The 24063-nt window shown below is 71.6% G+C and carries 26 protein-coding genes and 1 pseudogene; 18 read left to right on the top strand and 9 right to left on the bottom strand.

From position 1 onward, the window contains the following. Window positions 1-30 precede the first annotated feature (30 nt). Complete coding sequence (locus ACGFIK_RS17605; protein ID WP_393340235.1) at window positions 31-849, bottom strand: class I SAM-dependent methyltransferase; 819 nt, start codon at window positions 847-849, stop codon at window positions 31-33. A gap of 10 nt (window positions 850-859) precedes the next feature. After that, window positions 860-1630 (bottom strand): SDR family oxidoreductase, encoded by a 771-nt coding sequence (locus tag ACGFIK_RS17600; protein WP_327023921.1) that lies wholly within the window; start codon window positions 1628-1630, stop codon window positions 860-862. Window positions 1631-1815: 185 nt separating this feature from the next. On the opposite strand from ACGFIK_RS17600, the gene mshA reads away from it, so the two are divergent. Together mshA and ACGFIK_RS17590 are read left to right on the top strand one after the other, a co-directional pair. Next, on the top strand, window positions 1816-3162 hold the full coding sequence (gene mshA, locus ACGFIK_RS17595) for a D-inositol-3-phosphate glycosyltransferase (RefSeq protein ID WP_327023922.1): 1347 nt from the start codon (window positions 1816-1818) through the stop codon (window positions 3160-3162). Window positions 3163-3222: 60 nt separating this feature from the next. After that, window positions 3223-3774 carry a YbjN domain-containing protein gene (locus tag ACGFIK_RS17590; protein WP_393340232.1) on the top strand — a complete coding sequence of 184 codons (552 nt, stop codon included), beginning with the start codon at window positions 3223-3225 and terminating at the stop codon, window positions 3772-3774. A gap of 125 nt (window positions 3775-3899) precedes the next feature. On the opposite strand, the gene ACGFIK_RS17585 is transcribed toward ACGFIK_RS17590, so the two are convergent. Further along, window positions 3900-4751: a hypothetical protein gene (locus tag ACGFIK_RS17585; RefSeq protein WP_393340374.1), complete on the bottom strand. Its 852-nt coding sequence runs from the start codon at window positions 4749-4751 to the stop codon at window positions 3900-3902. On the opposite strand from ACGFIK_RS17585, the pseudogene ACGFIK_RS17580 reads away from it, so the two are divergent. After that, window positions 4636-5022: pseudogene (locus ACGFIK_RS17580) on the top strand (hypothetical protein); the annotation flags it as partial. The gene ACGFIK_RS17585 and the pseudogene ACGFIK_RS17580 sit on opposite strands and share 116 nt — an antisense overlap. Window positions 5023-5392: 370 nt before the next feature. Here ACGFIK_RS17580 and ACGFIK_RS17575 read toward each other — a convergent pair. Further along, a complete protein-coding gene (locus tag ACGFIK_RS17575) occupies window positions 5393-6667 on the bottom strand; it encodes an MFS transporter (RefSeq protein WP_327023924.1) in 1275 nt (424 codons plus the stop codon). Between the two features lie 148 nt (window positions 6668-6815). Here ACGFIK_RS17575 and ACGFIK_RS17570 point away from each other — a divergent pair, with 148 nt between their 5' ends. After that, entirely contained in the window at window positions 6816-7583 is a 768-nt protein-coding gene (locus ACGFIK_RS17570) for a phosphoglyceromutase (protein ID WP_327023925.1), read from the top strand. A gap of 67 nt (window positions 7584-7650) precedes the next feature. Here the strand turns inward: ACGFIK_RS17570 and phoU are convergent, their stop codons facing one another. Beyond that, window positions 7651-8292 carry a phosphate signaling complex protein PhoU gene (phoU, locus tag ACGFIK_RS17565; RefSeq protein ID WP_327023926.1) on the bottom strand — a complete coding sequence of 214 codons (642 nt, stop codon included), beginning with the start codon at window positions 8290-8292 and terminating at the stop codon, window positions 7651-7653. A gap of 209 nt (window positions 8293-8501) precedes the next feature. Here phoU and ACGFIK_RS17560 point away from each other — a divergent pair, with 209 nt between their 5' ends. Together ACGFIK_RS17560 and ACGFIK_RS17555 are read left to right on the top strand one after the other, a co-directional pair. Further along, window positions 8502-9776, top strand: coding sequence for an ATP-binding protein (locus ACGFIK_RS17560; protein WP_393340363.1), 1275 nt, complete (start codon window positions 8502-8504; stop codon window positions 9774-9776). A 23-nt stretch (window positions 9777-9799) separates the two neighbouring features. Beyond that, window positions 9800-10483: a response regulator transcription factor gene (locus ACGFIK_RS17555; protein WP_327023927.1), complete on the top strand. Its 684-nt coding sequence runs from the start codon at window positions 9800-9802 to the stop codon at window positions 10481-10483. Window positions 10484-10493: 10 nt separating this feature from the next. Here ACGFIK_RS17555 and ACGFIK_RS17550 read toward each other — a convergent pair whose 3' ends face one another. Then, window positions 10494-11303 (bottom strand): hypothetical protein, encoded by an 810-nt coding sequence (locus ACGFIK_RS17550; protein ID WP_327023928.1) that lies wholly within the window; start codon window positions 11301-11303, stop codon window positions 10494-10496. Between the two features lie 73 nt (window positions 11304-11376). Between ACGFIK_RS17550 and ACGFIK_RS17545 the strand changes: the two genes are divergently transcribed. Further along, window positions 11377-12321 carry a Ppx/GppA phosphatase family protein gene (locus ACGFIK_RS17545; RefSeq protein WP_327023929.1) on the top strand — a complete coding sequence of 315 codons (945 nt, stop codon included), beginning with the start codon at window positions 11377-11379 and terminating at the stop codon, window positions 12319-12321. 76 nt (window positions 12322-12397) lie between these two features. Continuing rightward, window positions 12398-13201, top strand: coding sequence for a sugar phosphate isomerase/epimerase (locus tag ACGFIK_RS17540; protein WP_327023930.1), 804 nt, complete (start codon window positions 12398-12400; stop codon window positions 13199-13201). Between the two features lie 22 nt (window positions 13202-13223). Here ACGFIK_RS17540 and ACGFIK_RS17535 read toward each other — a convergent pair whose 3' ends face one another. The 3 genes from ACGFIK_RS17535 to ACGFIK_RS17525 are packed head-to-tail and all read right to left on the bottom strand — an operon-like array spanning window position 13224 to window position 15247. Further along, complete coding sequence (locus ACGFIK_RS17535) at window positions 13224-13781, bottom strand: CGNR zinc finger domain-containing protein (protein WP_327023931.1); 558 nt, start codon at window positions 13779-13781, stop codon at window positions 13224-13226. Window positions 13782-13800: 19 nt separating this feature from the next. Then, on the bottom strand, window positions 13801-14967 hold the full coding sequence (locus ACGFIK_RS17530) for a glutathionylspermidine synthase family protein (RefSeq protein ID WP_393340226.1): 1167 nt from the start codon (window positions 14965-14967) through the stop codon (window positions 13801-13803). Window position 14968: 1 nt separating this feature from the next. Further along, entirely contained in the window at window positions 14969-15247 is a 279-nt protein-coding gene (locus ACGFIK_RS17525) for a hypothetical protein (protein ID WP_327023933.1), read from the bottom strand. Between the two features lie 172 nt (window positions 15248-15419). On the opposite strand from ACGFIK_RS17525, the gene ACGFIK_RS17520 reads away from it, so the two are divergent. The 10 genes from ACGFIK_RS17520 to ACGFIK_RS17475 all read left to right on the top strand — a co-directional run bounded on the left by ACGFIK_RS17520 (window position 15420) and on the right by ACGFIK_RS17475 (window position 24059). Next, window positions 15420-16340 carry a proline dehydrogenase family protein gene (locus tag ACGFIK_RS17520; protein WP_327023934.1) on the top strand — a complete coding sequence of 307 codons (921 nt, stop codon included), beginning with the start codon at window positions 15420-15422 and terminating at the stop codon, window positions 16338-16340. A 95-nt stretch (window positions 16341-16435) separates the two neighbouring features. Beyond that, window positions 16436-17236 carry an alpha/beta hydrolase gene (locus ACGFIK_RS17515; RefSeq protein ID WP_327023935.1) on the top strand — a complete coding sequence of 267 codons (801 nt, stop codon included), beginning with the start codon at window positions 16436-16438 and terminating at the stop codon, window positions 17234-17236. Further along, window positions 17229-17810 carry a WHG domain-containing protein gene (locus tag ACGFIK_RS17510; RefSeq protein WP_327023936.1) on the top strand — a complete coding sequence of 194 codons (582 nt, stop codon included), beginning with the start codon at window positions 17229-17231 and terminating at the stop codon, window positions 17808-17810. Before ACGFIK_RS17515 ends, ACGFIK_RS17510 begins: the two co-directional genes overlap by 8 nt. A 49-nt stretch (window positions 17811-17859) precedes the next feature. After that, window positions 17860-19245, top strand: coding sequence for an efflux RND transporter periplasmic adaptor subunit (locus tag ACGFIK_RS17505; RefSeq protein WP_327023937.1), 1386 nt, complete (start codon window positions 17860-17862; stop codon window positions 19243-19245). Further along, entirely contained in the window at window positions 19242-19970 is a 729-nt protein-coding gene (locus ACGFIK_RS17500) for an ABC transporter ATP-binding protein (protein ID WP_327023938.1), read from the top strand. The genes ACGFIK_RS17505 and ACGFIK_RS17500 overlap by 4 nt, the downstream gene beginning before the upstream one ends. Continuing rightward, window positions 19967-21151, top strand: a complete 1185-nt coding sequence (locus ACGFIK_RS17495) for an ABC transporter permease (RefSeq protein ID WP_327023939.1) — start codon at window positions 19967-19969, stop codon at window positions 21149-21151. The genes ACGFIK_RS17500 and ACGFIK_RS17495 overlap by 4 nt, the downstream gene beginning before the upstream one ends. Window positions 21152-21372: 221 nt before the next feature. Next, window positions 21373-21582, top strand: coding sequence for a helix-turn-helix domain-containing protein (locus ACGFIK_RS17490; RefSeq protein WP_013736082.1), 210 nt, complete (start codon window positions 21373-21375; stop codon window positions 21580-21582). Between the two features lie 220 nt (window positions 21583-21802). Then, complete coding sequence (locus tag ACGFIK_RS17485) at window positions 21803-21904, top strand: 30S ribosomal protein bS22 (RefSeq protein ID WP_007465623.1); 102 nt, start codon at window positions 21803-21805, stop codon at window positions 21902-21904. A gap of 116 nt (window positions 21905-22020) precedes the next feature. Continuing rightward, entirely contained in the window at window positions 22021-23094 is a 1074-nt protein-coding gene (locus ACGFIK_RS17480; RefSeq protein ID WP_327023940.1) for an NAD-dependent epimerase/dehydratase family protein, read from the top strand. Further along, window positions 23091-24059, top strand: a complete 969-nt coding sequence (locus ACGFIK_RS17475; RefSeq protein ID WP_327023941.1) for a lysophospholipid acyltransferase family protein — start codon at window positions 23091-23093, stop codon at window positions 24057-24059. Before ACGFIK_RS17480 ends, ACGFIK_RS17475 begins: the two co-directional genes overlap by 4 nt. Window positions 24060-24063: the final 4 nt, after the last annotated feature.

The raw sequence follows: 24063 nt of genomic DNA, 5'->3' as shown, positions 1-24063 counted from the left end.
GAGGCGGTTTTCCAGACGCAAGCCTCTTGATCACCTGGCCCCGGGCGGGGTGGGGGTGCGGGGGGCGATGGGGGGCCAGGGGAGGGTCAGTTCGCCCAGACGCCAGCGGCGGGGGCGGTGGAGGATGGGCCAGCCCTGGGCGCGTACGGCGGCCACCGTGTGCAGCCAGCGCTGGCGGGGACCGTACGGGGCGTAGCCGGCGGCGGCCTGCCAAGCGTCGTCCAGGGCGCGGATCAGGGCGTGGATGGGTTCCCCGGGGATGTTGCGGTGGATCAGGGCCTTGGGCAGGCGTTCGGCCAGTTCGGCCGGGGACTGCATGGTGGACAGCCGGGCCGCCAGGGTCAGCGAGCGCGGGCCGGTGGCATCGAGCAGCACCCAGGAGGCCAGCCGCCCCAACTCGTCGCAGGTGCCCTCGACCAGCAGGCCGCCAGGCGCCAGCCCGGCGGTGAGGCGGGCCCAGGCACCGGCCACCTCCGCTTCGTCGTACTGCCGCAGCACGTTGAAGGCGCGTACCAGCACCGGGCGCAGCCCGGCCAGTTCGAACCCGCCCCGGGCGAAGGTCAGGCCAGGTGGGTCGGCGGCGGCCTGGGCGACGGCCACCCGGCCAGGGTCGATCTCCAGCCCGACCACCCGTACGTCCGGGCGTACCCCGGCGGCCAGCCGGGCGCGTAGCTCCACCACGGTCACCGGGCTGGCGCCGTACCCGAGGTCGACCACGAGGGGGTCCGGTGCGGCGCGCAGCACCTCGCCGCAGGTGTCGACGATCCAGTTGTCCACCCGGCGGAGCCGGTTCGGGTTGGTCGTGCCCCGGGTGATCACCCCGAGCGGCCGGGAGGCCCGCGTCGGCATGGCGCCTTCCTCAGGCTCCGCTCGTGCGGTGCACCTTGTGCTGGGCGGCCTGCGCCAACGGACGGACCACCAGCCGGTCCACATTCACATGCTGGGGTCGGGTGGCGCACCAGGCGATGCAGTCGGCCACATCCTCGGCGACCAGGGGCTCGGCCACCCCGGCGTACACCGACTCCGCCCGATCGCTGTCACCGCCGAAGCGGACCAGGGAGAACTCGTCGGTCTTCACCATGCCCGGGTCGATCTCGATCACCCGGACCGGTCGGCCGCACAACTCCAGCCGCAGGGTGCCGGCGATCGCGGTCTGCGCGTGCTTGGCGGCGGTGTAACCGCCACCGCCCTCGTACACCGTGAAGCCGGCGGTCGAGGAGACGATGACGATCGTGCCGGCGCCAGAGGACTCCAGTGTGGGCAGCAACGCCTGGGTCACCCGCAGGGTGCCCAGCACGTTCACGTCGTACATCCATTGCCAGTCGCCGACCGACCCGGCTTCCACGGGGTCCATGCCGCGTGCCCCACCGGCGTTGTTGACCAGCAGGGTGACCGGCCCGGGCGCCTGCTGCGCGGCCCGGGCCAGGGCCGCCACGGACTCGTCCGAGGTGACGTCACAGGCCACCGCGGTGGCGCTGCCACCTGCGGCGGTGATCCCGGCGACCAGGTCGGCCAACCGGTCGGTACGCCGGGCGGCGGCCAGCACGTGAAATCCCTCGCCGGCCAGTCGGCGTGCGGTGGCGGCCCCGATCCCGCTGGAAGCCCCGGTGACGATGGCGACACGACTCATCCGGTCATTCTCGCCCCTGTCCAGGGGGCGGGCCCGGCTACCCCCGCGATGAGGTCGATCACGCCGGTGGCCCCTGGGCGACGTATTACCAGCCGCCGATCGGGAAGATGGCATCTGGCGCGGAGGTTGACGCAGAGGCACGTCGGTCGTGCAGTACGGCATCAACCCTGGCTTAGGGAGCAGAAGTGGCGGATTTGCACACCGGTGTCGGTCGTCAGCGAGGTGCCCTGCCGTGGCCGCGCCCTCGACGGATCGCAACCCTCTCGGTGCACACCTCGCCCCTGCACCAGCCCGGCACCGGGGACGCGGGCGGCATGAACGTCTACATCCTGGAAATCGCCCGGCGGTTGGCCGAGGCCGACGTGGAGGTGGAGATCTTCACCCGCGCCACCTCGGGTGACCTGCCCCCGGTGGTGGAGGTCGTCCCCGGGGTGCACGTCCGGCATGTGATGGCCGGTCCGCTGGAGGGGCTGACCAAGGAGGAACTGCCCGGTCAGCTCTGCGCCTTCACCGCCGGGGTACTGCGGGCCGAGGCCGCCCGCCCGCCGGGCTACTACGACCTCATCCACTCCCACTACTGGCTTTCCGGCCAGGTCGCCTGGCTGGCCAAGGACCGCTGGGGGGTGCCGCTGGTGCACACCGCGCACACCCTGGCCAAGGTCAAGAACGCCCAGCTGGCCGCCGGGGACCGGCCCGAACCCAAGGCCCGGGTGATCGGCGAGGAACAGGTGGTCGCCGAGGCCGACCGGCTGGTGGCGAACACCCGGGTGGAAGCCGAGGACCTGATCGACCGGTACGCGGCCGACCCGACCCGGGTGGCCGTGGTCGAGCCCGGGGTGGACCTGGACCGCTTCCGCCCACCGGCCGGTGACCGGGACGCCGCCACCCGTACCGCCCGGGCCCGGCTGGGCCTGCCCACCACCGGTCACCTGGTGGCCTTCGTGGGCCGGATCCAGCCCCTGAAGGCCCCGGACGTGCTGATCCGGGCGATCGCGGCACTGCGCCAGCAGGATCCCGCGCTGGCCCGCGAGGTCTCCGTGGTGATCTGCGGTGGGCCCAGCGGCAGCGGACTCGACCGGCCCACCGCCCTGATCGAGTTGGCCGCCTCCCTCGGTGTCGCCGACCGGGTGCACTTCATGCCACCGCGTACCGGGGCCGAGTTGCCCCTGCTGTACCAGGCGGCCGACCTGGTGGCGGTGCCCTCGTACAACGAATCCTTCGGCTTGGTCGCCCTGGAGGCCCAGGCCTGCGGTACCCCGGTGGTGGCCGCCGCCGTCGGCGGCCTGGTGACCGCGGTACGGGACCAGGTCAGCGGGGTGCTGGTGGATAGCCATGATCCGGTCGACTGGGCGCACACCCTGGCGGGTCTGCTGCCGGACCGAGCCCGCCGAGCGCGCCTGGCGGTCGGTGCCGCCCAGCATGCCCGCAACTTCTCCTGGCACCGCACCGCGGAGGGCCTGCTAGCCGTCTACGGTGAGGCCCTGGTGACCCACCGCGCCCGCCTGACCTCCGCCCTGGCGGCCTCCTGCTGAGGCGTCAGTGCGGGGCCCGGCGACGGGCGGTGCCGTCCGGGCGGCCGTAGAGTTGATCGGATGAGTGACCTGGGTGCCCTGATCGAGTCGGTCTGCGCCGAACGGGAACTGCCCTGCGCGGTTACCGGTCCCGGCTCGTACGCGGTGACCCTGCCCGGTACGCACAAGCTCAAGACGATCTGCAACCTGATCGTCGGTGAGCACGCGCTGCGGATCGAGGCGTTCGTGATGCGCCAGCCGGACGAGCGGCGTGAGGAACTCTGGGCCTGGCTGTTGCAGCGCAACGCCCGGATGTACGCGGTGTCGTTCTCCATCGACGCGGTCGGCGACATCTACCTGACCGGCCGGGTCAACCCCGCCGGAGTCGACGCCGACGAGCTGGACCGGCTGCTCGGCGCGGTGCTCAGCTACGCCGACGAGTCCTTCGACACCATGCTGGAGATCGGCTTCGGCAGTTCCATCCGCCGCGAGTGGGAGTGGCGGGTCAAGCGGGGCGAATCGACCGCCAACCTGGCGGCCTTCGCCCATCTTTTCGAGCCCTCGAAGACCACCGGCACCGAACCCGCCGAGACTGCCGGCGACGGCGGGGGGACGGGTCCGAACCGGACCTGACCGGGACTGTCGTACCCGATTCGTGGTTTAGCGGGGTTCTGCTGGGTAAGCCGCAGCGCGCGGTGCGGCTTTGGGACCCGCCGTGCGCCGAGACTCCAGTGTCGAGGAGCGTGAGCGTCCATGGCTCAGCGAAGCAGCACTGGTCGCGGCGGGACCGCGACCAGGACCAAACGACAGACCGGCAACCAGACCCCGAACACACCACGGATCTCCGAATCGGAGATCTCCCGGATGCGGGTGGACGACATCCGGGGCCAGTTGCGTCGGTACGGGGTCTCCGGCATCTCCGCCCTGCGTAAGCCGGAACTGGTGAAGAGGCTCGCCAGTACCCTCCGGTCGGGTGGGGCGGCGCGGGGCAGCAGTGGACCGGCCGGCCGGGCCGGCACCACGAAGAGTGCCGGCACGAAGCAGACCCGTACCACCGCGGGCCGGGCGAAGGCCACGCCCGCCAAGCGGACCGGCCCGGCGCGGACAGCATCGGCAACCGGCACCACCCGACAGACCGGTACCGCCCGCAAGTCGACGGCGACCGCCCGCAAGGCCGGCAGCGCGACTGCGGCGGCGCGTAGGGCCGGCACTGGGGGGACGACGACGACCACCGCCGGGGCCCGGAAGGCTGCCCCGCGCAAGACGACCCCGGCGGCGAAGGCCACCGCTGCCCGCAAGTCGACGCCGGCCCGCAAGGCCGCCACCAAGGCGGGTACGACGACCCGCGCGACCGCCCAGGCATCAACCCGCCCCGCGCGGAAGACGGCGCCGGCCCGCACCACAGCGAAGACAACACCGTCCCGCAGCGCGGCGAAGACGACAGCAGCCCGTGCCACAGCGAGGACGGCCCCGGCCCGCGCCGCGGCCAAGGCGGCATCGGCCGGTGGTGGGGTGCGGACCGGCCGGTCGACGACCCGTTCCGCCCGGTCCTCGCAGGTGATCTCCTCGTTGCAGGACCGGCCGGAGCGTCCGGGCCGGAGCCTGGTCACCACTAACCATGAGGTGATCCAGCGGTGGGCCCGGGAGCGGGGGGCCAAGCCGGCCACGATCAGCGGCACCGAACGGGAGGGCCGGGTCGGGGTGCTGACCTTCAACATCCCGGGTTACCGGGAGGGCGGCCGGATCCGCGAGATCAGCTGGGATGACTGGTTCCACACCTTCGACCTGCGAGGGCTGAACTTGATCTACCAGGAGCAGCTGCGGGACGGTCGGCAGAGCAATTTCTTCCGTACGGAGTCACCCGATCGGGAGGACGGATAGCAGGTTTGCGGGAATCCCGGCCGGGTATGCGCTGTTGGCCGGGAAGGACCAGCCCGTCGGAGGGGGCAGGGTCGCTGTGACGGGCGAGACAGCCCATCAGGTTGAATCCGGCCCACGGGGCGAACTAGCGTTATTGCACCGCACCACGCTTGGAACCGTTCGGGGGAGCGGCAGATCGCGCAGATCTGTGCACCAGGCGAGGTGTTGGAGGACGGGTGGAGCAACACCGTTGGGGGACGGTGTCCACCTGTTTGGACCGGCGGCGCGAGCGGGCGTCGCTTACGGGGGTGAGTGCCGCCCGCCGCCGCCGGTCGTAACGATCGACGATGTGCCCGGTGCCCACGCACCGGGCACATCGCGTCGCCCGCGACTAACCGCCGCTGGGACCGACCGGCTCGGCCGTCTTCAGCGGCGCGGACGGGGCCCCGGCGGTACGCAGGGCCAGGGCCCGCCGTTCCCGGGCCGGCCCGGACACCAGGTGGGCCACCGCCATCACCAGGCCGATGCCGGCGCAGCCGAACCACAGCGCGGCGTTGCCGGCCTGTTCCCGCACCAGACCGCCGAGGATGGGTGCGATGGCGCCGGCCAACTGCCAGGAGAGGGAGAAGGCGCCCTGGTAGCGGCCCCGCAGTTCACTCGGGGACAACTCGGCGATGAGGGTGGCGTTGGAGGGTGAGTTGAGCATCTCGCCGACGGTCCAGATCAACACCGTCAGCCCGTAGAACCAGGCCGCGTCGGCGAAGGCGGTCAGGCCGAAGCCGAGGCCCATCACCACCGCCGCCAGGGCCAGGACGTGTGACCGGCTGCGCCCCCGGATCAGTCGGGGGATGAAGAGTTGGCCGACCACGATCAGGACCCCGTTGAGCGCGATCACCGAGCCGTAGGTGGCCGGGCTCAGTCCGGAGTCGGCCATCGCGATCGGCAGCATCGAGATGTGCTGGAGGAAGACCAGCGCGCCGAGCAGGTTCAACCCCACGAACCACAGGTAGACCCGGTCGTTCAGGATGGCGCGGAAGGCGTTCACCGGGGCGGCGCTGGCTCGGGTGCTGACCGTGATGGTCCGGGTCTCCCGCACCTTGATGAAGATGATCACGGCGGTGACCAGTGTGGTGGCCGCGTTGATCACGAACAGCAGCAGGTAGCCGGCCTGGGCGGCGAAGCCGGCGAGCACCGCGGCGCAGGCGAAGCCCAGGTTGATCGCCCAGTAGTTGAGCGAGAAGGCCCGCAGTCGATCCCGTTCGGGCACGACGTCGATCATCATCGCCCCGAAGGCCGGTCGGGCCGCCTCGGCGAACAGGCCCAGCAGCAGGGCACCCAGCCCGACCGCCCAGAGTTCGTGGGCGAAGCCCAGCGCCAGCATCATCACCGCGCCGCCCAGGTGGGCGGTGAGCAGGGTGGGTCGCCGTCCCCACCGGTCGCTGAGGGTGCCGCCGACGGTGGCGCCGACCGCACCACCGGCTCCCCAGAGACCCAGCACGACCCCGGCCTGGGAGGCGGAGAATCCGCGTTCCTGGGTCAGGTAGATCGCCAGGAAGACGAGGACGAAGGAGCCGAGCCGGTTGATCAGGGTGCCGGTCCACAGGTACCAGAAGATCTTCGGCAGACCACCGGTGGTCTCCTGGAGCCAGCCCTTTGCCGCACGCACGCCGGCGCCCCCGTCCGTAATGAGTGATGAACCAGACAACCCTTACAACCTAGTGGCGCTCCGGAAGCAAGGTCATCCGGTTTTCCACGTGGTGGTCGTCACGACCCTTCCCGCGCGTACGTTCCCGGGTTACGGCAGGATGATCGGCATGACAGCGAGCGAGGGACCCACCGTCGGGACGCTGGTCCTGTTGCGGCACGGCGAGAGCGACTGGAACGCCAAGAACCTCTTCACCGGCTGGGTCGATGTGGACCTGACCGAGAAGGGCGAGAACGAGGCGCGCCGCGGCGGCGAGCTGCTGCGCGAACACGACCTGCTGCCGGACGTGGTGCACACCAGCGTGATGCGCCGCGCCATCCGTACCGCCGAACTGGCGTTGAACGCCGCCGACCGGCACTGGATCGCGGTGCGCCGGTCGTGGCGGCTCAACGAGCGGCACTACGGCGCCTTGCAGGGCAAGAACAAGAAGCAGACCCTGGAGGAGTACGGCGAGGAGCAGTTCATGCTCTGGCGCCGCTCGTACGACACCCCGCCCCCACCCATCGCCGACGATGACGAGTGGTCTCAGGTGGGCGACCCGCGGTACGCACTGCTGCCGACCGAGCTGATGCCCCGTACCGAGTGCCTCAAGGACGTCGTCGAGCGGATGCTGCCGTACTGGTACGACTCGATCGTGCCGGACATCCTGGCCGGTCGGACGGTGCTGGTGGCGGCGCACGGCAACTCGCTGCGCGCCCTGGTCAAGCACCTGGACCAGATCAGCGACGAGGCGATCGCCAAGCTGAACATCCCGACCGGGATTCCGCTGCGCTACGACCTCGACCCGCAGCTGCGTCCGCAGACCCTGGGCGGTACCTACCTGGACCCGGAGGCGGCCAAGGCGGCCGCTGCCGCAGTAGCCAACCAGGGCCGCTGAGCTTTCGCTTGTTAAGAAGGGCCCCCTGCTATACGCGAGGCGTTAACAGGGGGCCCTTCCTTGCAGTTCAGGCGGGTTTGCCGGTGATCAGGTAGACGACGTGTTCCGCGCTGTTGACCGCGTGGTCGGCGAACCGTTCGTAGAAGCGGCCCAGCAGGGTGGCGTCGATGGCGGTCTCCACCCCGTACGGCCAGTCCGCGCCGAGCAGCACCCCGAACAGGCCCCTGTGCAGCTCGTCCATCGCGTCGTCGTCGCTGTCCAGTTCGGCGGCCAGGTCGGCGTCCGGGTGGGCCAGCACCCCTGCGATCTTCTCCGCCATCCGGTCGGCGATGGTCGCCATGTCGGTGAAGACCGGCCGCAGTTCCGCCGGCACGGCGGGGGAGGGGTGGCGGCGCAGGGCGGTCTTGGCCACATGGTCGGCCAGGTCGCCCATCCGCTCCAGGTCGGCGGCCACATGCAGGGCGGTGATCATGGCCCGCAGGTCGGAGGCGACCGGGGCCTGCCGGGCCAGCAGGTCACAGACCCGCTCCTCCACCTGCCGGTACAACTCGTCGATCTGGGCGTCCTGCTCGATGACGGTCTCGGCGGCCCGCCGGTCGGCGGCGAGCAGGGCCCGGGTCGCCTGTCGTAGCGCCGCCCGGACACCCTCGGCCATCTCCACCAGCAGATGGCTGACGGCTTGCAGTTCGGCCCGGAACTCGTCGCGCATGCTCACGTCCTGTCGTTCGTCGGTGCCGGCCGGTCTCGGCCGACGATGCTTTTGCGCAGGTCGGCGCCCAAGTTAGGGCCGCTGGGAGGCCCGGAGGTGAACGCCGGTGAACTGAGCCGGGCGCGAAGGTGAACTTTCCCGGAAGTGAGCGTGCTTCGCCCGTTTTCGTCCGGTAGTCGGGTCAGCATTGACCCTACGATCACCGAGTGATGTGGGCAGTGACGGCGGCAGTGGCCGGGGCGCTGGCGGCCGGAGTGGTCGTCGGGCTCTGGCTGTCCGGACTGCTGCCCGAGGCGCCTGGTCCGGGCGGCTCCCCCCGCCGGGGGTGGGGCCCGCTCCGGTTCGGTAAGGGGAGGGACACGATCGTCGAGGATGTGCAGGTCGGTCTGGGCCGACGAGCGATCGACTCGCTGCGTGCGGGGGTCGTGGTGCTCGACGCCGAGGACCTGCCGGTGCTGGTCAACCCCGCAGCCCGGGCGTTGGGGCTGTTGCGTACCGGGGCCCAGCCGGGTTCGGTCGTCGCGCATCCGTTGGTCCGTACCCTGGCCGGGCAGGTCCGACGCACCGGGGTGCGTCGGGAGATCGAGCTCGACCTGCCCCGTGGCCGCGACAAGGAGAACCCGCTGGGGGTGCACCTGCGGGCGATGGGGCTGGGCAACGGCCATGTGGCCGTGGAGGCGGTCGACGTCACCGAGTCCCACCGCCTGGCCCGGGTCCGCCGGGACTTCGTGGCCAACGTCAGCCACGAGTTGAAGACGCCGATCGGCGCGCTGCAACTGCTGGCCGAGGCCCTGCTCGACGCCACCGAGCCGGCCAGCGCCGGGCCGCCGGACCGCTCCGAGGACCTGGTCGCCGCGCGTCGCTTCGCCGAACGGATCCAGCACGAGTCGACCCGACTGGGCCGGCTGGTGCAGGAGTTGCTGGAGCTGACCCGGTTGCAGGGCGCCGAACCGCAGCCCGCCCCGGAACCGGTCGCGGTGGACTGGGTGATCTCCGAGGTGATAGACCGCACCCGGACCGCGGCCACCGCCCGCCGGATCACCGTGGCGGTAGAGGGGCAGCGTGGGCTGACGGTGTACGGCAGCGACAGCCAGTTGGCCACGGCGGTGGCGAATCTGGTGGAGAACGCGGTCAACTACTCGAGCGCGGACACCACCGTCCTGGTCACCGCCCGGGCCACCGCCGATCATGTCGAGATCGCCGTCACCGACCAGGGCATCGGCATCGCCCCCAACGAGGTGGACCGGGTCTTCGAACGCTTCTACCGGGCCGACCAGGCCCGTTCCCGCGCCACCGGCGGCACCGGGCTCGGGTTGGCGATCGTCAAGCACATCGCCAGCAACCATGGCGGACGGGTCGAGGTGACGAGCACCCTGGGTGGTGGGTCCACCTTCACCCTCCGGCTGCCCGCCCGCCCCCCGGAGGATCTGCTGTCCGCCCTGCCGGGTATCGAGCCCGGTCCGGCCGAGGTCCCGCAGAGTTGAGCACGAATGGAAAGGAAAGGCCGTTGAGCCGGGTACTGGTGGTCGAGGACGAGGAGTCGTTCTCCGACGCCCTGTCGTACATGCTCCGCAAAGAGGGCTTCGAGGTCTCCGTGGCCGCCACGGGCACCGCGGCTCTGACCGAGTTCGACCGCAGCGGCGCCGACATCGTGCTGCTCGACCTGATGCTGCCCGAGATGTCCGGTACCGAGGTCTGCCGTCAGCTACGCCAGCGCTCGCACGTGCCGATCATCATGGTCACCGCCCGGGACAGTGAGATCGACAAGGTGGTGGGCCTGGAGATCGGGGCCGACGACTACGTCACCAAGCCGTACTCCCCCCGGGAGCTGGTGGCCCGGATCCGGGCGGTGCTGCGCCGGCAGAGCGTGGAGACCGTGGAGTCGGGCTCCGCCACCCTGGTCGCCGGGCCGGTCCGAATGGACATCGAGCGGCACGTCGTCACGGTCGCCGGGGCGGCCGTGCAGTTGCCGCTGAAGGAGTTCGAGCTGCTGGAACTGCTGCTGCGCAACGCCGGGCGGGTGCTCACCCGGGGCCAGCTCATCGACCGGGTCTGGGGCGCCGACTACGTGGGCGACACCAAGACCCTGGACGTGCATGTCAAGCGCCTGCGCTCCAAGATCGAACCGGAGCCCTCCTCGCCACGGCACATCGTCACCGTGCGGGGTCTCGGCTACAAGTTCGAGCCCTGATTCGTCGCGGTCAGGCCGGGTCGGCGGGGTGCGGAGCGGTCAGGCCCTGCCGCAGCCGGGTAGCGCACAGCTCGGCTAGCTTCGCGTACGCGGGGGCGCCGATGAGGGCGGTCAACTCCGGGCCGTACGACAGGTACATCGGCTCCGCCCCGACGTGCGCGTCCGTGGAGGAGGTGCACCACCAGTCGAGGTCGTGACCGCCGGCGCCCCAGCCCCGCCGGTCGAACTCGGCGAGGGTGGAGACCAGCACCTTGGTGTTGTCCGGCCGGGTGACCCAGTCCTGATCCCGGCGGATCGGCAACTGCCAGCACACGTCCGGCTTGTACTCCAGCGGATGCACCCCGTCGCGCAGCGCCTGGGCGTGCAGGGCGCAGCCGCCACCGGCCGGGAAGTCCGCGTCGTTGAGGAAGACACAGGGCCCCTCGGCGTCCCGGGTGGCCGTCCGCCGGGCCGGGTTCTTGCCGTCCACGGTGTCGTTCTCGGTCCAGTTCTTGAACCCCCGACGGAAGTGCTGCCAGGTGGCCGGGGTCAGCCGCTTGACCGCCGCCCGGACCCGCTTCTCGTCGTCGGAGTCGGTGAAGAAGGCCCCGTGCGAGCAGCAGCCGTCGGCGGCCCGCCCGGCGATGATGCCGTGGCAGCCCTGACCGAAGATGCACGTCCAGCGGGAGAGCAACCAGGTGAGATCGGCGCGCACCAGGTGCCGCTCGTCCGCCGGGTCGACGAATTCGATCCACTCCCGGGGGAAGTCCAGCGGCACCTCACGGCTGCGCGGGTCCGCCGGGTCGTCCACCAGCACGCGGAGTTCGATCTGCCCTGTCACCCGGCCCAGCGTACGCGGGGTGGGCCGGGTGGGCCGGGCAGTGCCGCGAACGGATTGCCCTAGGGTCGTGCCCATGCGACTGGGTGTCCTGGACGTCGGTTCCAACACGGTGCACCTGCTGGTGGTCGACGCCCAGCGGGGTGGGCATCCCTGGCCGGCGCATTCCGAGAAGGCGGTGCTGCGGCTGGCCGAGCAGTTGGGGCCGGACGGTGCCCTGCCCCCGGCCGGCGTGGACGCCCTGGTCGAGGCGGTCGGCGCGGCCCGCGCCTCGGCCACCGCGCTGAAGGTCGACGAACTGCTCGCCTTCGCCACCTCCGCGGTGCGCGACGCCACCAACGGCGCCGAGGTGCTCGCCCGGGTCCAGGAGACCACCGGCGTACGCCTGGAGGTGCTGCCGGGGGCCGACGAGGCCCGGATGACCTTCCTGGCGGTGCGCCGGTGGTTCGGTTGGTCGGCCGGTCGGCTGCTGGTGCTGGACATCGGGGGTGGCTCGCTGGAGATCGCGGCCGGTGCCGACGAGTACCCCGACCAGGCGGTCTCCCTGCCGCTGGGGGCGGGCCGGCTGACCCGGGACCGGCTGGTGGTGGATCCGCAGAGCCCGGCACCGCCGGGACCCCAGGCGGTCGACGAGCTTCGGGAGTACGTGGAGAGCCTGCTGGAACCCGTGGCCGAGCGGATGGCCGAGGTGGGCTGGGAACGCCCGGTGGCGACCTCCAAGACCTTCCGTACCCTGGCCCGGTTGGCCGGGGCCGCCCCCAGCAGTGCCGGCATCTGGACCCGTCGCCGACTGACCCGCGCCGGGCTGCGCCAGGTGCTCGGCTTCATCCGGCACATCGCCCCCGCCCAGTTGGCCGAGCTGGAGGGGGTCAGCGCCGCTAGGGCGCACCAGTTGCTGGCCGGTGCGGTGGTCGCCGACTCGGTGCTGCGCCGCCTGGGTGTCGACTCCCTGGACATCTGCCCGTGGGCGCTGCGTGAGGGAGTGATCCTAGATCGACTGGATCGGTTGGCGCCAGAGTGACATTCCTCGGCCGGTTTGACCGCATTGCTGAGTTCTCGTCGCATTGGTGCAATCGATGGCGGCTACCCTCGGTGGTGTGACCTCCCGAGTTCCCGTACTCCTGTCCACGTCCTCGGTCTTCCCTGAACGCACCGCGGCGGCCTTCCAACTGGCCGCCGAACTCGGCTACGACGGGATCGAGGTGATGGTCTGGACCGACGCCGTCAGCCAGGACGCCGGGGCGCTACGGGGGCTGGCCGAGCACTACGGGGTGCCGGTGCTCTCCGTGCACGCCCCCTGCCTGCTGGTGACCCAGCGGGTCTGGAGCCCGGACCCCTGGGAGCGGCTGCGCCGCTCGGCCATCCTGGCCGAGACGCTCCAGGCCCCGACCGTGGTGGTGCACCCGCCCTTCACCTGGCAGCGGGACTACGCCCGCACCTTCGCCGACGGGTTGGACGAGGTGGCCGGGGAGTTCGGCGGGATCCACATCGCGGTGGAGAACATGTACCCGGTCCGGATGGCCGGCCGGCAGTTCGTGCCGTACGCCCCCGGCTGGGATCCGACCACGGTCGGCTACGCCTCGTACACCCTGGATCTGTCGCACTGCGCCGCCTCGCACACCGACGCCCTCGGGATGGCCGACCGGATGGGCTCGGGCCTGGCCCATGTGCATCTGGGTGACGGCACCGGGGAGGGCCGGGACGAGCACCTGGTGCCCGGCCGGGGCGGTCAACCCTGCGCCGAACTGCTGCGGTCCCTGGCCGGGCGGGGTTTCACCGGCTCGGTGGCGGTCGAGGTCACCACCCGGGGCGCGAAGAGCCGGCAGGACCGCGAGGCGGACCTGCGTCAGTCCCTGGCCTTCGCCCGCGAGCACCTCAGCGCCACCCCGGTCGAGGCCTGAGCGGCTGAGCGCGGGGCGGCGGTCAGGACACCGGGGTCAGCGGGTCGGTCTGGGTCGGCACGGCCGCCCGCTTGCGGGCCCGATGCGCGGCCACGTGGGAGCGGGTGGCGCACCGCTCCGAGCAGAACCGGCGGCAGCAGTTCGACGAGGTGTCCAGGTAGACGTTGCCGCAGCGGTCGTCCGCACAGACACCGAAACGGGCGCTACCGTACTCGCAGAGCCATACCGACAGCCCCCACACCGCACCGGCGAGGAATTCCGAGCTGACCGAGGAGCCCCGGCTGGTCACATGCATGTGCCAGTCGCTGGAGTCGTGGCCGGAGATGCGCGGCTGCACCGGGAACGCCTCCAGCAGCGAGTTCAACTCGGCCACCGCCTCGGCATCGCGCCCGGAGGTGCCGTACTCGAAGACGTCGCGCAACCGCTTCTGCACCCGCCGGAAGACCGCCAGGTCGCGCTCCACGACCTCGTCTCGCATCCAGGCGTTGTCGTCCGGGAAAATAGCCCGTAGGTCGTCGAGGCCGTCCAGGCGGGCGTTGACAAGGTCAACTCCGGTCCGGGCGTACGCGTCGAAGTTCACCCCTCCAAAGGTAGTCCACTCATCCGCCGCGCGGCGCGTCGATGTAGTGCGGCAGGAATCGCGCATAGCCGTCAGTGATCAGACTCGCGCTCTCCCGCAGCCCCACCCCGGCCGACTCACCGTCGACCGTCCAGCTCCCCAGGACCAGCCGATTTCCGGCGAATTCCGGCAGGGCCCGGAACTCCTGGTAGCAGAAACCCTCGTCGCCGTAGTCACCCGGATTGTTGAACTCCCCGGTGGGGGTGACGATGCGTACCGCCGCACCCTCCCGGCCCAGCAGCGGCTTGGCCACGTACTCCGACATTCCGCGCGGTGAGTCGAGGTAGGCCGGCAGCAGCAGCTCATGGCCGGGGTACAGCTCCCAGAGCACCGCCAGCAGCGCCTTGTTCGACAGCAGCAGCTTCCAGGCCGGCTCGATCCAGGTGGTAGGGGTGCCCGGTTCCAGGGCCAGTGGGCCGTACGGCTCGGCGAGCATCCACTCCCAGGGGTACAGCTTGAAGCAGGTCGTGATCGGCTGGTCGGTCCGGTCGATGAAGCGACGGCCGTCCCAACCGATCTGCTGGATCGGCAGCAGGGTGACCTCCAGCCCGGCCTGGCGGGCGGTCTCGGCCAGGTAGCCGGCGGTCATGTGGTCCTCGCCGGACTCCTCCTCGTTCGACCAGACCACATGCACCCGGCGATCGTGCAACCCGGCACCGATCTTGGCCCAGGCCCCGACCAGTCGCTCGTGCAGGCTGTTCCACTGGTCCAGCTCCGGCCGGGTGTGCTCCAGCCAGAACCACTGGATGATGCTCGCCTCGACCAGGGCGGTGGGGGTGTCGGCGTTGTACTCCAGCATCTTCGGCGGCCAACTGCCGTCGTACCAGAGGTCGAACCGGCCGTAGAGGGTCGGCGGGGACTCCCGCAGGGATCGGGCCACCGCCTCGGCCGCCCACCTGGGGATGCCGAACTCGGCGTACCGGTTGCGGGCCACCACATGCTCGGCGGCGGCCACCGACATCCGGTGCAACTCCTCGGTGGCCTCCTCCAACCGCAGCACCTCGTCCAGGTCGAAGGCGTAGGCGGCGGTCTCGTCCCAGTACGACATCACCTCGCCGTCGGGCAGTTCGGTGTCCACATACACCAGACCCTGCTCCCGGATGGTGCTGTCCCAGTCGGGACGCGGGCTGACCTCTACGCGGCGCATCTCAGCCCCCGCAGGAGGCCTGGTGGGAGCCGAAGCCCCCGCGCTCCGGCACGGCCGAGGCCACCGGCTCCGTCACCGGGCGCCCGACCCCGATCTCGGCGCCGGGTGAGGGGGTACGCACGGCCATCGCCACGGTGTCGCCACCCCCACCCGGGCCCATCGCGCAGTCGTCATCGTCGTCGGAGGTCATGTTGCAGCCGGAGAGAGTGAGGGCCAGGGCGGTGAGGGCGCCGAGTTGCACCGAGGCGGAGCGGAGGCGGCGTCGGGGGAGTTGTTTCACGCCATCGTTGTAACCGATGAACGCCAGGCTCGCCGCCCCGGGCTGGGGTTGAAAGGCGGATGGAAGGCTCCCCTTCTCCCCTCGAAGTGTTGAAAGGGGGCCCTTCCCTACAACGCGGGCGGGGTGGGCTGGGGGCGCAATCTTGGGGCCGGGTGGGCGATACCCTCGGCTCATGCTCCGTTCCGTGATTCTCGCCGCCTCCCGGTCATCCCGGGTCGAGCGGCTCGTCGCGACGGCCCCGTTCTCCCGGGACGTCGTGCGCCGGTTCGTCGCCGGTGCGCAGACCGCCGACGCGTTGCGCGTGACCCGCGAACTCGTCAACGGTGGCCTTGCGGTCACCCTGGACCACCTCGGCGAAGACACTCTCAACCCCGAGCAGGCCATCGCCGTACGCGACGAGTACCTCGCCCTGCTGGGACGGTTGGCCGAGGAGGGGCTGACCCCCGCGGCCGAGGTGAGTGTCAAGCTCTCCGCGCTCGGTCAGGCCTTCGACGAGCAGTTGGCCTACGACAACGCCCGGGCGATCTGCGCCGCCGCCGAGGCCGCGCGGACCACGGTCACCCTGGACATGGAGGACCACACCACCACGGACTCGACTCTCGACATCCTGGCCAAGCTGCGCAAGGACTACCCCTCGACCGGGGCGGTGCTCCAGGCCTACCTGCGGCGTACCGAGTCGGACTGTCGTGACCTGGCCGCCGCCGGGTCCCGGGTGCGGTTGTGCAAGGGGGCCTACAAGGAGCCCGAGTCGGTGGCCTACCAGTCGGCCCGCGAGGTGGACAAGTCCTACGTGCGGTGCATGAACATCCTGATGTCAGGCGACGGCTATCCCATGCTGGCCACCCACGACCCCCGACTGATCGCCATCGGTGAGGACCGGGCCCGCTGGTTCGACCGGGCGCCGGACCGTTTCGAGTTCCAGATGCTGTACGGCATCCGGCCCGAGGAGCAGGACCGGCTGGTCGGCGAGGGCTACATCGTGCGCACCTATGTGCCGTACGGCGACGACTGGTACGGCTACCTGATGCGCCGGCTGGCCGAGCGTCCCGCCAACCTGGCCTTCTTCGCCCGCGCCCTGACCTCCCGCAAGTAACCACCCACCCATCCGAACGGCCTCGGCAGGTTCCACCGGACCCTGCCGTGGTCCCGTCTTGACGTCGGTTGGCTAATGGAATTAGCCTAAGGGCTATGAACACTAGCTTCGCGAAGCGTGGCGACGGACGGATCGCCTACGAGGTGCACGGTCAGGGGCCCTTGGTGGTGCTCTCGCACGGCATGGGGGAGAACCGCCACTCCTACCGGCACCTGATTCCCCTGCTGGTGGCGGCCGGCTACCGGGTGGCCTCGGTCGACGTACGCGGCCACGGGGACTCCACCATCGGGTGGGCCAGCTACGCCCCGGCCGAGGTGGGCGGCGATCTGCTGGCGGTGGTCCGGGAACTCGGCGGCGGGCCGGCCACCCTGGTCGGCAACTCCTCCAGCGCCGCCGCGGTGGTCTTCGCCGCCGCCGAGGAACCGGCCCTGGTCAACGGGATCGTGCTGGTCGGCGCCTTCGTGACGCAGCCGAAGCTCAACCCCGTCATGCGGCTGGGGGTGTGGGCGGTGGTCCGCAGTCCTCGGCTGTTCGGCATGTTCCACCGCACCCTGTTCCCGGTCCATCGCCCGGCCGACGACGCGCGGTACCGCAAGAACCTGGTGACCGCGCTGCGGCGGCCCGGCCGGATGCTGCCGGTCCGTGAGGTGGCCGCCCCGGTCGCGCCACACTGGACCACCCTCGCTCCGCAGGTGCGTCGACCGGTGCTGGTGCTGATGGGCACGAAGGACCCGGACTTCCCCGACCCCGGTGCCGAGGCCCGGGCCGCCCGGCGCCTCTTCCCCCTGGCCGAGGCCCGGATGATCACCGACGCCGGGCACTACCCGCACGCCGACCGTCCTGAGGCGATGGCCGCCGAACTGACCACCTTCATGGCGGTGACCGATCGTGCCTAGGGTCGGGCTCAACCCGCAGATCGTGGTGCGTGAGGCGGCCCTGCTGGCCGACGAGGTCGGCTACCAGCAGCTCACCCTGGCCGCGCTGGCCGGCCGGCTCGGGGTCGCCCTGCCCAGCCTCTACAAGCACATCAAGGGCGCCGAGGCGTTGGCGCAGAAGCTCGCCGCCCTGGCCACGGCCGAACTCGCCGAGGAGATGACCACGGCCGCCGCTGGGCGCAGCCGGGAGGAGGCCCTGCGGGCCGTGGCCACCGCCTACCGGTCGTACGCCCGACGGCATCCCGGCCGCTACCCGATGGCCCAGCGGGTGCCGGATCCGGCCGATCCGGCGCATGTGGCCGCCGGTGAGCGGGCGGTCGGGGTGGTCTACGCCATCCTGCGCGGGTACGGCATCGAGGGCGACAGCGCGGTCGACGGGGTACGCATGTTCCGGGCCGCCGTACACGGCTTCGTGGCCCTGGAGGCGGCCGGTGACTTCGGCCTGCCCCGGGAGGTCGACCGCTCCTTCGAGCAGATGATCACGGCCCTCGATGTGGCCTTCTCCGCCTGGCCGGGCGGCACCGACCTGGACTGACGGCATGGCGGATCGTCGACCGGTCCGCCGGGGCTCGTAGCATGGGCCGGTGCGCCGCCACGACTCGCCGCGGCTGCTCGCAGCCACGCGGCCCCGCCTGTTCACCGCCCTGCTAGCCGTCACCGTGCTGACCCTCACCAGCGCCGCCTCCTGCGGCGAGGACGAGGCACCGATCGCGCTGGCCTCGGCCGTACGGGCAGCGGTGGCGGAGGAGATCGACGCCCCGGCCACGGTCGTCGCCCGGGCGGCGGCCACCCTGACCGCTCCGGCCGACGGCACCCTGCGCAGCCTCCGGGTGGAGCCGGGACAGCGGGTCAGGCGCGGCCAGGTGCTGGCCGTGATCGACTCACCCTCGGCCCGGGAACGCCTGAAGCAGGCCCGGAAGGCGCTGGATGCCGCCAAGCGGGCCGGTGGGGGTGGCGGCGGCAACCTGGTCGGATCCCTGCGGGGCACCGACCGGGCCGCCGCGAAGGCACACGCCGCCGCCCGCGCCGCCGCCGGCAAGATCAGCGACCCGAAGCTGCGCAAGGCACTGCTAGCGCAGGTCGAGTCCGCGCAGCGGCAGTACGCCGCCGCCGCGCGCGCCGCCGACCAGGCGGTACGTGAGGTGCAGCGCGGGGTACGCAGTCTCAACTCCGCAGTCGGGGCCCTGGCCACCGCCCAACGCCTCCAGGCCCAGCAGGCGTACGACCTGGCCAAGGCGACCGTGGACGCGCTGACCCTGCGGGCACCGATCGCCGGGGTGGTCCAGCCCGGCGGGGTCAGCTCCGGGGACGCCTCCGCCAGCGCCCTGGCGGGGCTGCTCGGCGGCGGGGGAGTCCTGCCGCCCGGCCTCGAACCGAGCGCGCTGGGTGCCCCGGCGGCCGGTCCGCCCGCCGGGGTGGACACGGCCGTCCCGGTCGGCGGTCGGGTGACCGCCGGAACCCCGGTGCTGACCGTGGTGGACACCGGCGAACTGGGGCTGCTGGCCGAGGTGGACGAGACCGACGTGCTGCTGGTCCAGGCCGGTCTTTCCGGCACGGTCGAGTTGGACGCCGTCCCCGGTGCCAGCTACCCGGCCACCGTCCGCTCAATCGACGTACTGCCCAGCACCTCGGCCCGGGGCGGGGTCAGTTACCGGGTCCGGCTCTCTCTGGGGGCGGGTCAGTTCGGTGAGGCCGAACCGGCACCGACCCCCCGCCCCGGGATGAACGCGGTGCTGCGGTTGCAGGTCCGCGAGGCCAGCGACGCGGTGACCGTACCCGCCTCCGCGATCTTCTCCGCCGACGGCCGGGACACCGTCTGGGTGGTACGCGAGGGCCGGGTGGGACGGGCCTCGGTCACGGTAGGGGTGCAGGGTCAGGATCTGGTGCAGATCGTCGACGGGGTGCAGCCCGGTGACCGGGTGGTGGTGCGCGGCACCGACCAGGTGCGCGACGGCCAGGAGGTCGGGTGAACCCCGCCATCGAGGCGGTAGAGGTGTCCCGGACGTACCAGCTCGACGGGGTGTCCGTACCGGCCCTGCGGGGGGTGACCCTGACCGTGGCGTCCGGTGACTACGTGGCGTTGATCGGGCCCTCCGGGTCCGGGAAGTCCACCCTGATGCATCTGCTCGGGGGCCTGGACCGGCCGACCGGAGGGCGACTGGTGATCGGTGGGCGGGAGGTGGGGACCCTGTCCGCCCCCGAGTTGGCCCGACTGCGCAACGAGACCATCGGCTTCGTCTTCCAGGCCTTCCACCTGCTGCCGCGTACCACCGCGGTGGACAACGTGGCCCTGCCGCTGGTGTACCGGGGGGTCAGCGCCCGTCAGCGGCGGGCGCGGGCCGCGGCCATGCTGGAACGGGTCGGCCTGGGGCACCGCCTGGACCACCGTCCCAACCAGCTCTCCGGCGGCGAGCAGCAGCGGGTGGCGATCGCCCGTGCCCTGGTCACCGACCCGACCGTGCTGCTGGCCGACGAGCCGACCGGCAACCTGGACAGCACCACCGGGGCCGCCGTACTGGAGCTGCTGGAGCGGCTGAACGCCGAGTCCGGGGTGGCGTTGGTGATGGTCACCCACGACTCGGAGGTGGCCGCCCGGGCCCGCCGCCGGATCACCATGCGCGACGGCGTCGTCGTAGCCGACAGCGCCGTGGCCGGCACTCCCGGTGTCGCCGCGTCGGGTGGGGGCGCCTCGTGAGGCTGGCCGAGGCGTGGCGGGTGGCGGCGGACGCGCTGCGGGCCAACCGGATGCGCAGCCTGCTGACCATGCTAGGGGTGATCATCGGGGTCGCCTCCGTGGTGCTGCTGGTGGCGATCGGCACCGGCACCAAACAGACCGTCGAACAGCAGGTCGAGGGGTTGGGCTCGAACCTGCTGCTGGTCGTACCGGGGCGGCTGGACGTGGGCTCGGCCCCGGCGGTCTCCCCGCTGACCCTGCAGGACGCGGAGGCCGTCGGCCGGGTGGTCGGCGACCCTTCCCGGGTGGCCGTGACGGTGGCCTCCGGGGCCACTGTCCGGGCCGGTGGCCGGCAGGATTTCACCACCGTGCAGGGGGTGCTGGAGACCACCCCGACGGTCTTCGCCCGGGACCTGGCCCGGGGTCGCTACCTGACCCGATCCGACGTGGACACCGGCCGCCGGGTCGCCGTTCTGGGTGACTCCGTCGCCCGGATCCTCTTCCCCGACCGGGAGGCCGTCGGGCAGCAGGTGAACCTGGCCGGGGTGCGGTTCCGGGTGATCGGGGTGTTCACCCCGCTCGGGCAGAGCCTCGGGGTCGACCGGGACGACGAGGTGCACATCCCGGTGACCGCCGCCCAGCGGCTGTACGGCACCCAGCGGGTGGACGCGATCGCGGTGCGGGCACCGGACCGGGACCGGATCGAGGAACTCGGCCAGCGGATCGTGACCGAGTTGAACGGTCGGCACCCGGGTACGGAGTTCAGTGCCGTCACCCAGGAGCAGATCCTCGGCGTCCTCGGCGACATCCTGGGCATCCTGACCGGGGTGCTGGCCGCCATCGCCGGCATCTCGCTGCTGGTCGGCGGGGTGGGGGTCTCCAACATCATGCTCGTCTCGGTACGCGAACGGACCCGGGAGATCGGCCTGCGCAAGGCGGTCGGCGCCCGCCCTCGGGACATCGGGGTGCAGTTCCTGCTGGAGGCGGTGCTGCTCACCTCGATCGGCGGGCTCACCGGAATGGCCCTGGGGGTGGGGGGAGCCCTGCTGGTGGCCGCCGTCTCGCCGATCCCGGCGGCGGTCACCTGGTGGTCGTTGGCGCTGGCCTTCGGCGTCTCGGCGGCGGTGGGGATCATCTTCGGGGTGGTACCCGCCCAACGGGCCGGCCGCCTGGACCCGGTGGTCGCCCTGCGGGCCGAGTGAACCCGCCGTGGCCGAAGATGATCACCGTCGGCAATTCGGGCACACGCCACCCGACCAGGGGTTTTCCACCGACCATCCGGTTCCGGATCGTGATCAGTTGCAGGAAGGGATCGCGCCGGTCACAGCCGTCCCGCTACCGTACTGGTAACACGCGCGTCGCCGGCCGCGCGGGAGGACCCGTGGGGCGGCACGCGCAGGGCATGGGATGGGTCGGGTGAGCCATGGCCGGGTCACCGTCCGACGGTCGGCTGTCGGATGTCAAGTTCCTGACCGTCGCCGAGGTGGCGACCGTCATGCGAGTGTCGAAGATGACGGTCTACCGTCTCGTGCACAGCGGTGAGTTGGCCGCTGTGCGGGTCGGCAGGTCGTTCCGGGTGCCGGAGCACGCCGTGCACGAGTACCTCCGTGGCGCCTTCCAGGAGACCGCCTGATCCGGGTGTCAGACCGTCCGGACAGGGCCCGGTAACCGGCATCGACCGGGGGCGCGTTGGTCCGGATGACGTGGTCCCGCTACGCTGGACAGCGATCGTGACCGTTGGTGCGCCCGCCGCCCACCCCGCCGGTCCGGTCCGTTGTCCGTAAGCGGTCGCCGACGTCACCGGTTCGTGGCGTCTTCCGGTCGCGCCGCATGTTGCATCGAAAGGCTTTCGTATGGGCTCGGTGGTCAAGAAGCGCCGCAAGCGCATGGCTAAGAAGAAGCACCGCAAGCTGCTGCGCAAGACCCGCGTCCAGCGTCGCCGTCTCGGCAAGTGACGGATGCCGGGCGCTGCCCGGCCTTCGCCGCTTGCCAACTGTCGACCCTCGGAGGCCCAGGTGATCAGGCCGTGGCTGTCCCGGCTCGGTCCCAGCCGCCGGGGTAGGTGCGAGACATGACCCCCGGTGGCTCATCGAGCCTCCCGGGGGTCGTCGTCGTGACCGGGGTCAGCCGATACCTCGGTGCCCATGTCGCCGCCCGGCTGGCTGCCGACCCCCGCATCGAGCGGGTCATCGGCATCGACCTGCCCGACCCGAGTCCGGAGGTCGCCGGCCTGCTGGAGCAGGTGGAGCGGATCCGGGTGGACGCGGGTTCGGTGGGTGGACTCCTCGCCGACCTGGATGTCGACACGGTGGTGCATCTGGCCCTGGTCAGCGCCCCGGATCACCAGCAGGGCGGCCGGTCGGCGATGAAGGAACAGAACGTCATCGGCACCATGCAGCTGCTCGCCGCCTGCCAGCGGGCACCCCGGCTACGCAAGCTCGTGGTCCGGTCCTCGACCGCGGCGTACGGGGCCTCCTTCCGGGACCCGGCGGTCTTCACCGAGGAGACCGAGCCCCGTGAGGTGCCGCGCGGCGGCTTCGGCCGGGACATCCTCGACATCGAGGGCTACGTGCGTGGCTTCCGGCGACGGCGGCCCGATGTCACCGCCACGGTGCTGCGGTTCGCCCCGTTCATCGGGTCGACGGCCGACACCACCCTGACCCGCTACTTCTCGCTGCCGGTGGTGCCCACCATCCTCGGCCGGGACGCCCGGTTGCAGTTCCTGCACTTCGACGACGCCCTTGAGGTGATTCACCGCTCGGTGACCGAGGAGCATCCGGGCACGTACAACGTCGCCGGTCCGGGGGTGCTCGCGATGTCCCAGGCGATCCGCCGGGCCGGCCGGCTGGCCGTGCCGATCCTGGAACCGGGCCTGTCCGGGGCCGCGGCCCTGGCCCGGACCATGGGGCTGGGTCGCTACGGCCTGGACCAGGTGGACCTGCTCGTGCACGGCCGAGTGGTGGACACCGCCCGCCTGGAGCGGGAGTACGGCTTCACCCCCCGATCCACCGCGGCCGCCTTCGACGACTTCATCCGGGCCCACCACGGGCGGTCCGTGGTGACGCGCGAGCAACTGGCCGCCGCCGAGCAACTCGTGCTGGAACAGATCCGGCGGGTGCGTGCGGCCGTGCGGGAGCAGCAGTGAGCGAGTTGGAGATGCGCAGCGACGACGAAACGCGCCCGGACAACCCCTCCCCGGCGGTCGACCCTGCCCGGCACAACGGGCACCACCCGGCGCCCCGGCAGCCGGCGGTGCCGGAGAGCCCCGGGGACCTCTGGGACCGGCGGATCGCGGGCGGACTGGCCTTCCTGCGTCGGCGGCTGGCCGGCGACTACGAGGTGGACGAGTTCGGCTTCGATCCGGAGTTGACCGAGGCGGTCTTCCATCCGCTGCTGCGTCGGCTCTACCGGGACTGGTTCCGTACCGAGGTCACCGGCCTGGAGCACATCCCCGCCGAGGGGGCGGGCCTGGTGGTCGGCAACCACTCCGGCACGGTGGCGTTGGACGCCCTGATCCTCTCCACCGCCCTGCACCACGAGCACCCCGCCCACCGCTACCTGCGGCTGCTCGGTGCCGACCTGGTCTTCCGGATGCCGGTGGTCTCCGAGATCGCCCGCAAGACCGGGGGCACCATGGCCTGCAACCCGGACGCCGAACGGCTGCTGCGCGGCGGTGAACTGGTCGGGGTCTTCCCGGAGGGCTTCAAGGGCATCGGCAAGCTGTACGCGGAGCGTTACAAGCTGCAACGCTTCGGCCGAGGGGGTTTCGTCTCGGCGGCCCTGCGTACCGGCACCCCGATCATCCCGGTGGCGATCGTCGGTGGCGAGGAGATCTACCCGATGCTCGCCGACCTGAAGCCTTTGGCCCGGCTGCTGAAGCTGCCCTACTTCCCGGTGACCCCGACCTTCCCCTGGCTGGGACCGCTGGGCATGGTGCCGCTGCCGAGCAAGTGGCTGATCGAGTTCTGCCCGCCGATCCCCACCGCACACCTGGTCGACTCCGCGGACGACCCCCTGGTCGTGTTCAACCTCGCCGACCAGGTACGCGAGACCATCCAGCAGACCCTGCACGAACTCCTCGAACGCCGCCCGGACCCCTTCGGCCCCTAGCCGT

It is taken from the genome of Micromonospora sp. NPDC048871, assembly GCF_043198155.1.
Lineage (GTDB): Bacteria > Actinomycetota > Actinomycetes > Mycobacteriales > Micromonosporaceae > Micromonospora.
Note: the sequence above shows the minus strand (reverse complement) of the source record. Positions and strands in the feature narration are given on the sequence as shown.

Excerpts from the sequence above, each read along its gene's own strand:
- ACGFIK_RS17605 (WP_393340235.1), bottom strand. The coding sequence starts at position 849 with ATGCCGACGCGGGCCTCCCGGCCGCTCGGGGTGATCACCCGGGGCACG.
- ACGFIK_RS17600 (WP_327023921.1), bottom strand. The coding sequence starts at position 1,630 with ATGAGTCGTGTCGCCATCGTCACCGGGGCTTCCAGCGGGATCGGGGCC.
- ACGFIK_RS17590 (WP_393340232.1), top strand. The coding sequence starts at position 3,223 with ATGAGTGACCTGGGTGCCCTGATCGAGTCGGTCTGCGCCGAACGGGAA.
- ACGFIK_RS17570 (WP_327023925.1), top strand. The coding sequence starts at position 6,816 with ATGACAGCGAGCGAGGGACCCACCGTCGGGACGCTGGTCCTGTTGCGG.
- phoU (WP_327023926.1), bottom strand. The coding sequence starts at position 8,292 with ATGCGCGACGAGTTCCGGGCCGAACTGCAAGCCGTCAGCCATCTGCTG.
- ACGFIK_RS17560 (WP_393340363.1), top strand. The coding sequence starts at position 8,502 with ATGTGGGCAGTGACGGCGGCAGTGGCCGGGGCGCTGGCGGCCGGAGTG.
- ACGFIK_RS17545 (WP_327023929.1), top strand. The coding sequence starts at position 11,377 with ATGCGACTGGGTGTCCTGGACGTCGGTTCCAACACGGTGCACCTGCTG.
- ACGFIK_RS17530 (WP_393340226.1), bottom strand. The coding sequence starts at position 14,967 with ATGCGCCGCGTAGAGGTCAGCCCGCGTCCCGACTGGGACAGCACCATC.
- ACGFIK_RS17520 (WP_327023934.1), top strand. The coding sequence starts at position 15,420 with ATGCTCCGTTCCGTGATTCTCGCCGCCTCCCGGTCATCCCGGGTCGAG.
- ACGFIK_RS17515 (WP_327023935.1), top strand. The coding sequence starts at position 16,436 with ATGAACACTAGCTTCGCGAAGCGTGGCGACGGACGGATCGCCTACGAG.
- ACGFIK_RS17490 (WP_013736082.1), top strand. The coding sequence starts at position 21,373 with ATGGCCGGGTCACCGTCCGACGGTCGGCTGTCGGATGTCAAGTTCCTG.
- ACGFIK_RS17485 (WP_007465623.1), top strand. The coding sequence starts at position 21,803 with ATGGGCTCGGTGGTCAAGAAGCGCCGCAAGCGCATGGCTAAGAAGAAG.
- ACGFIK_RS17480 (WP_327023940.1), top strand. The coding sequence starts at position 22,021 with ATGACCCCCGGTGGCTCATCGAGCCTCCCGGGGGTCGTCGTCGTGACC.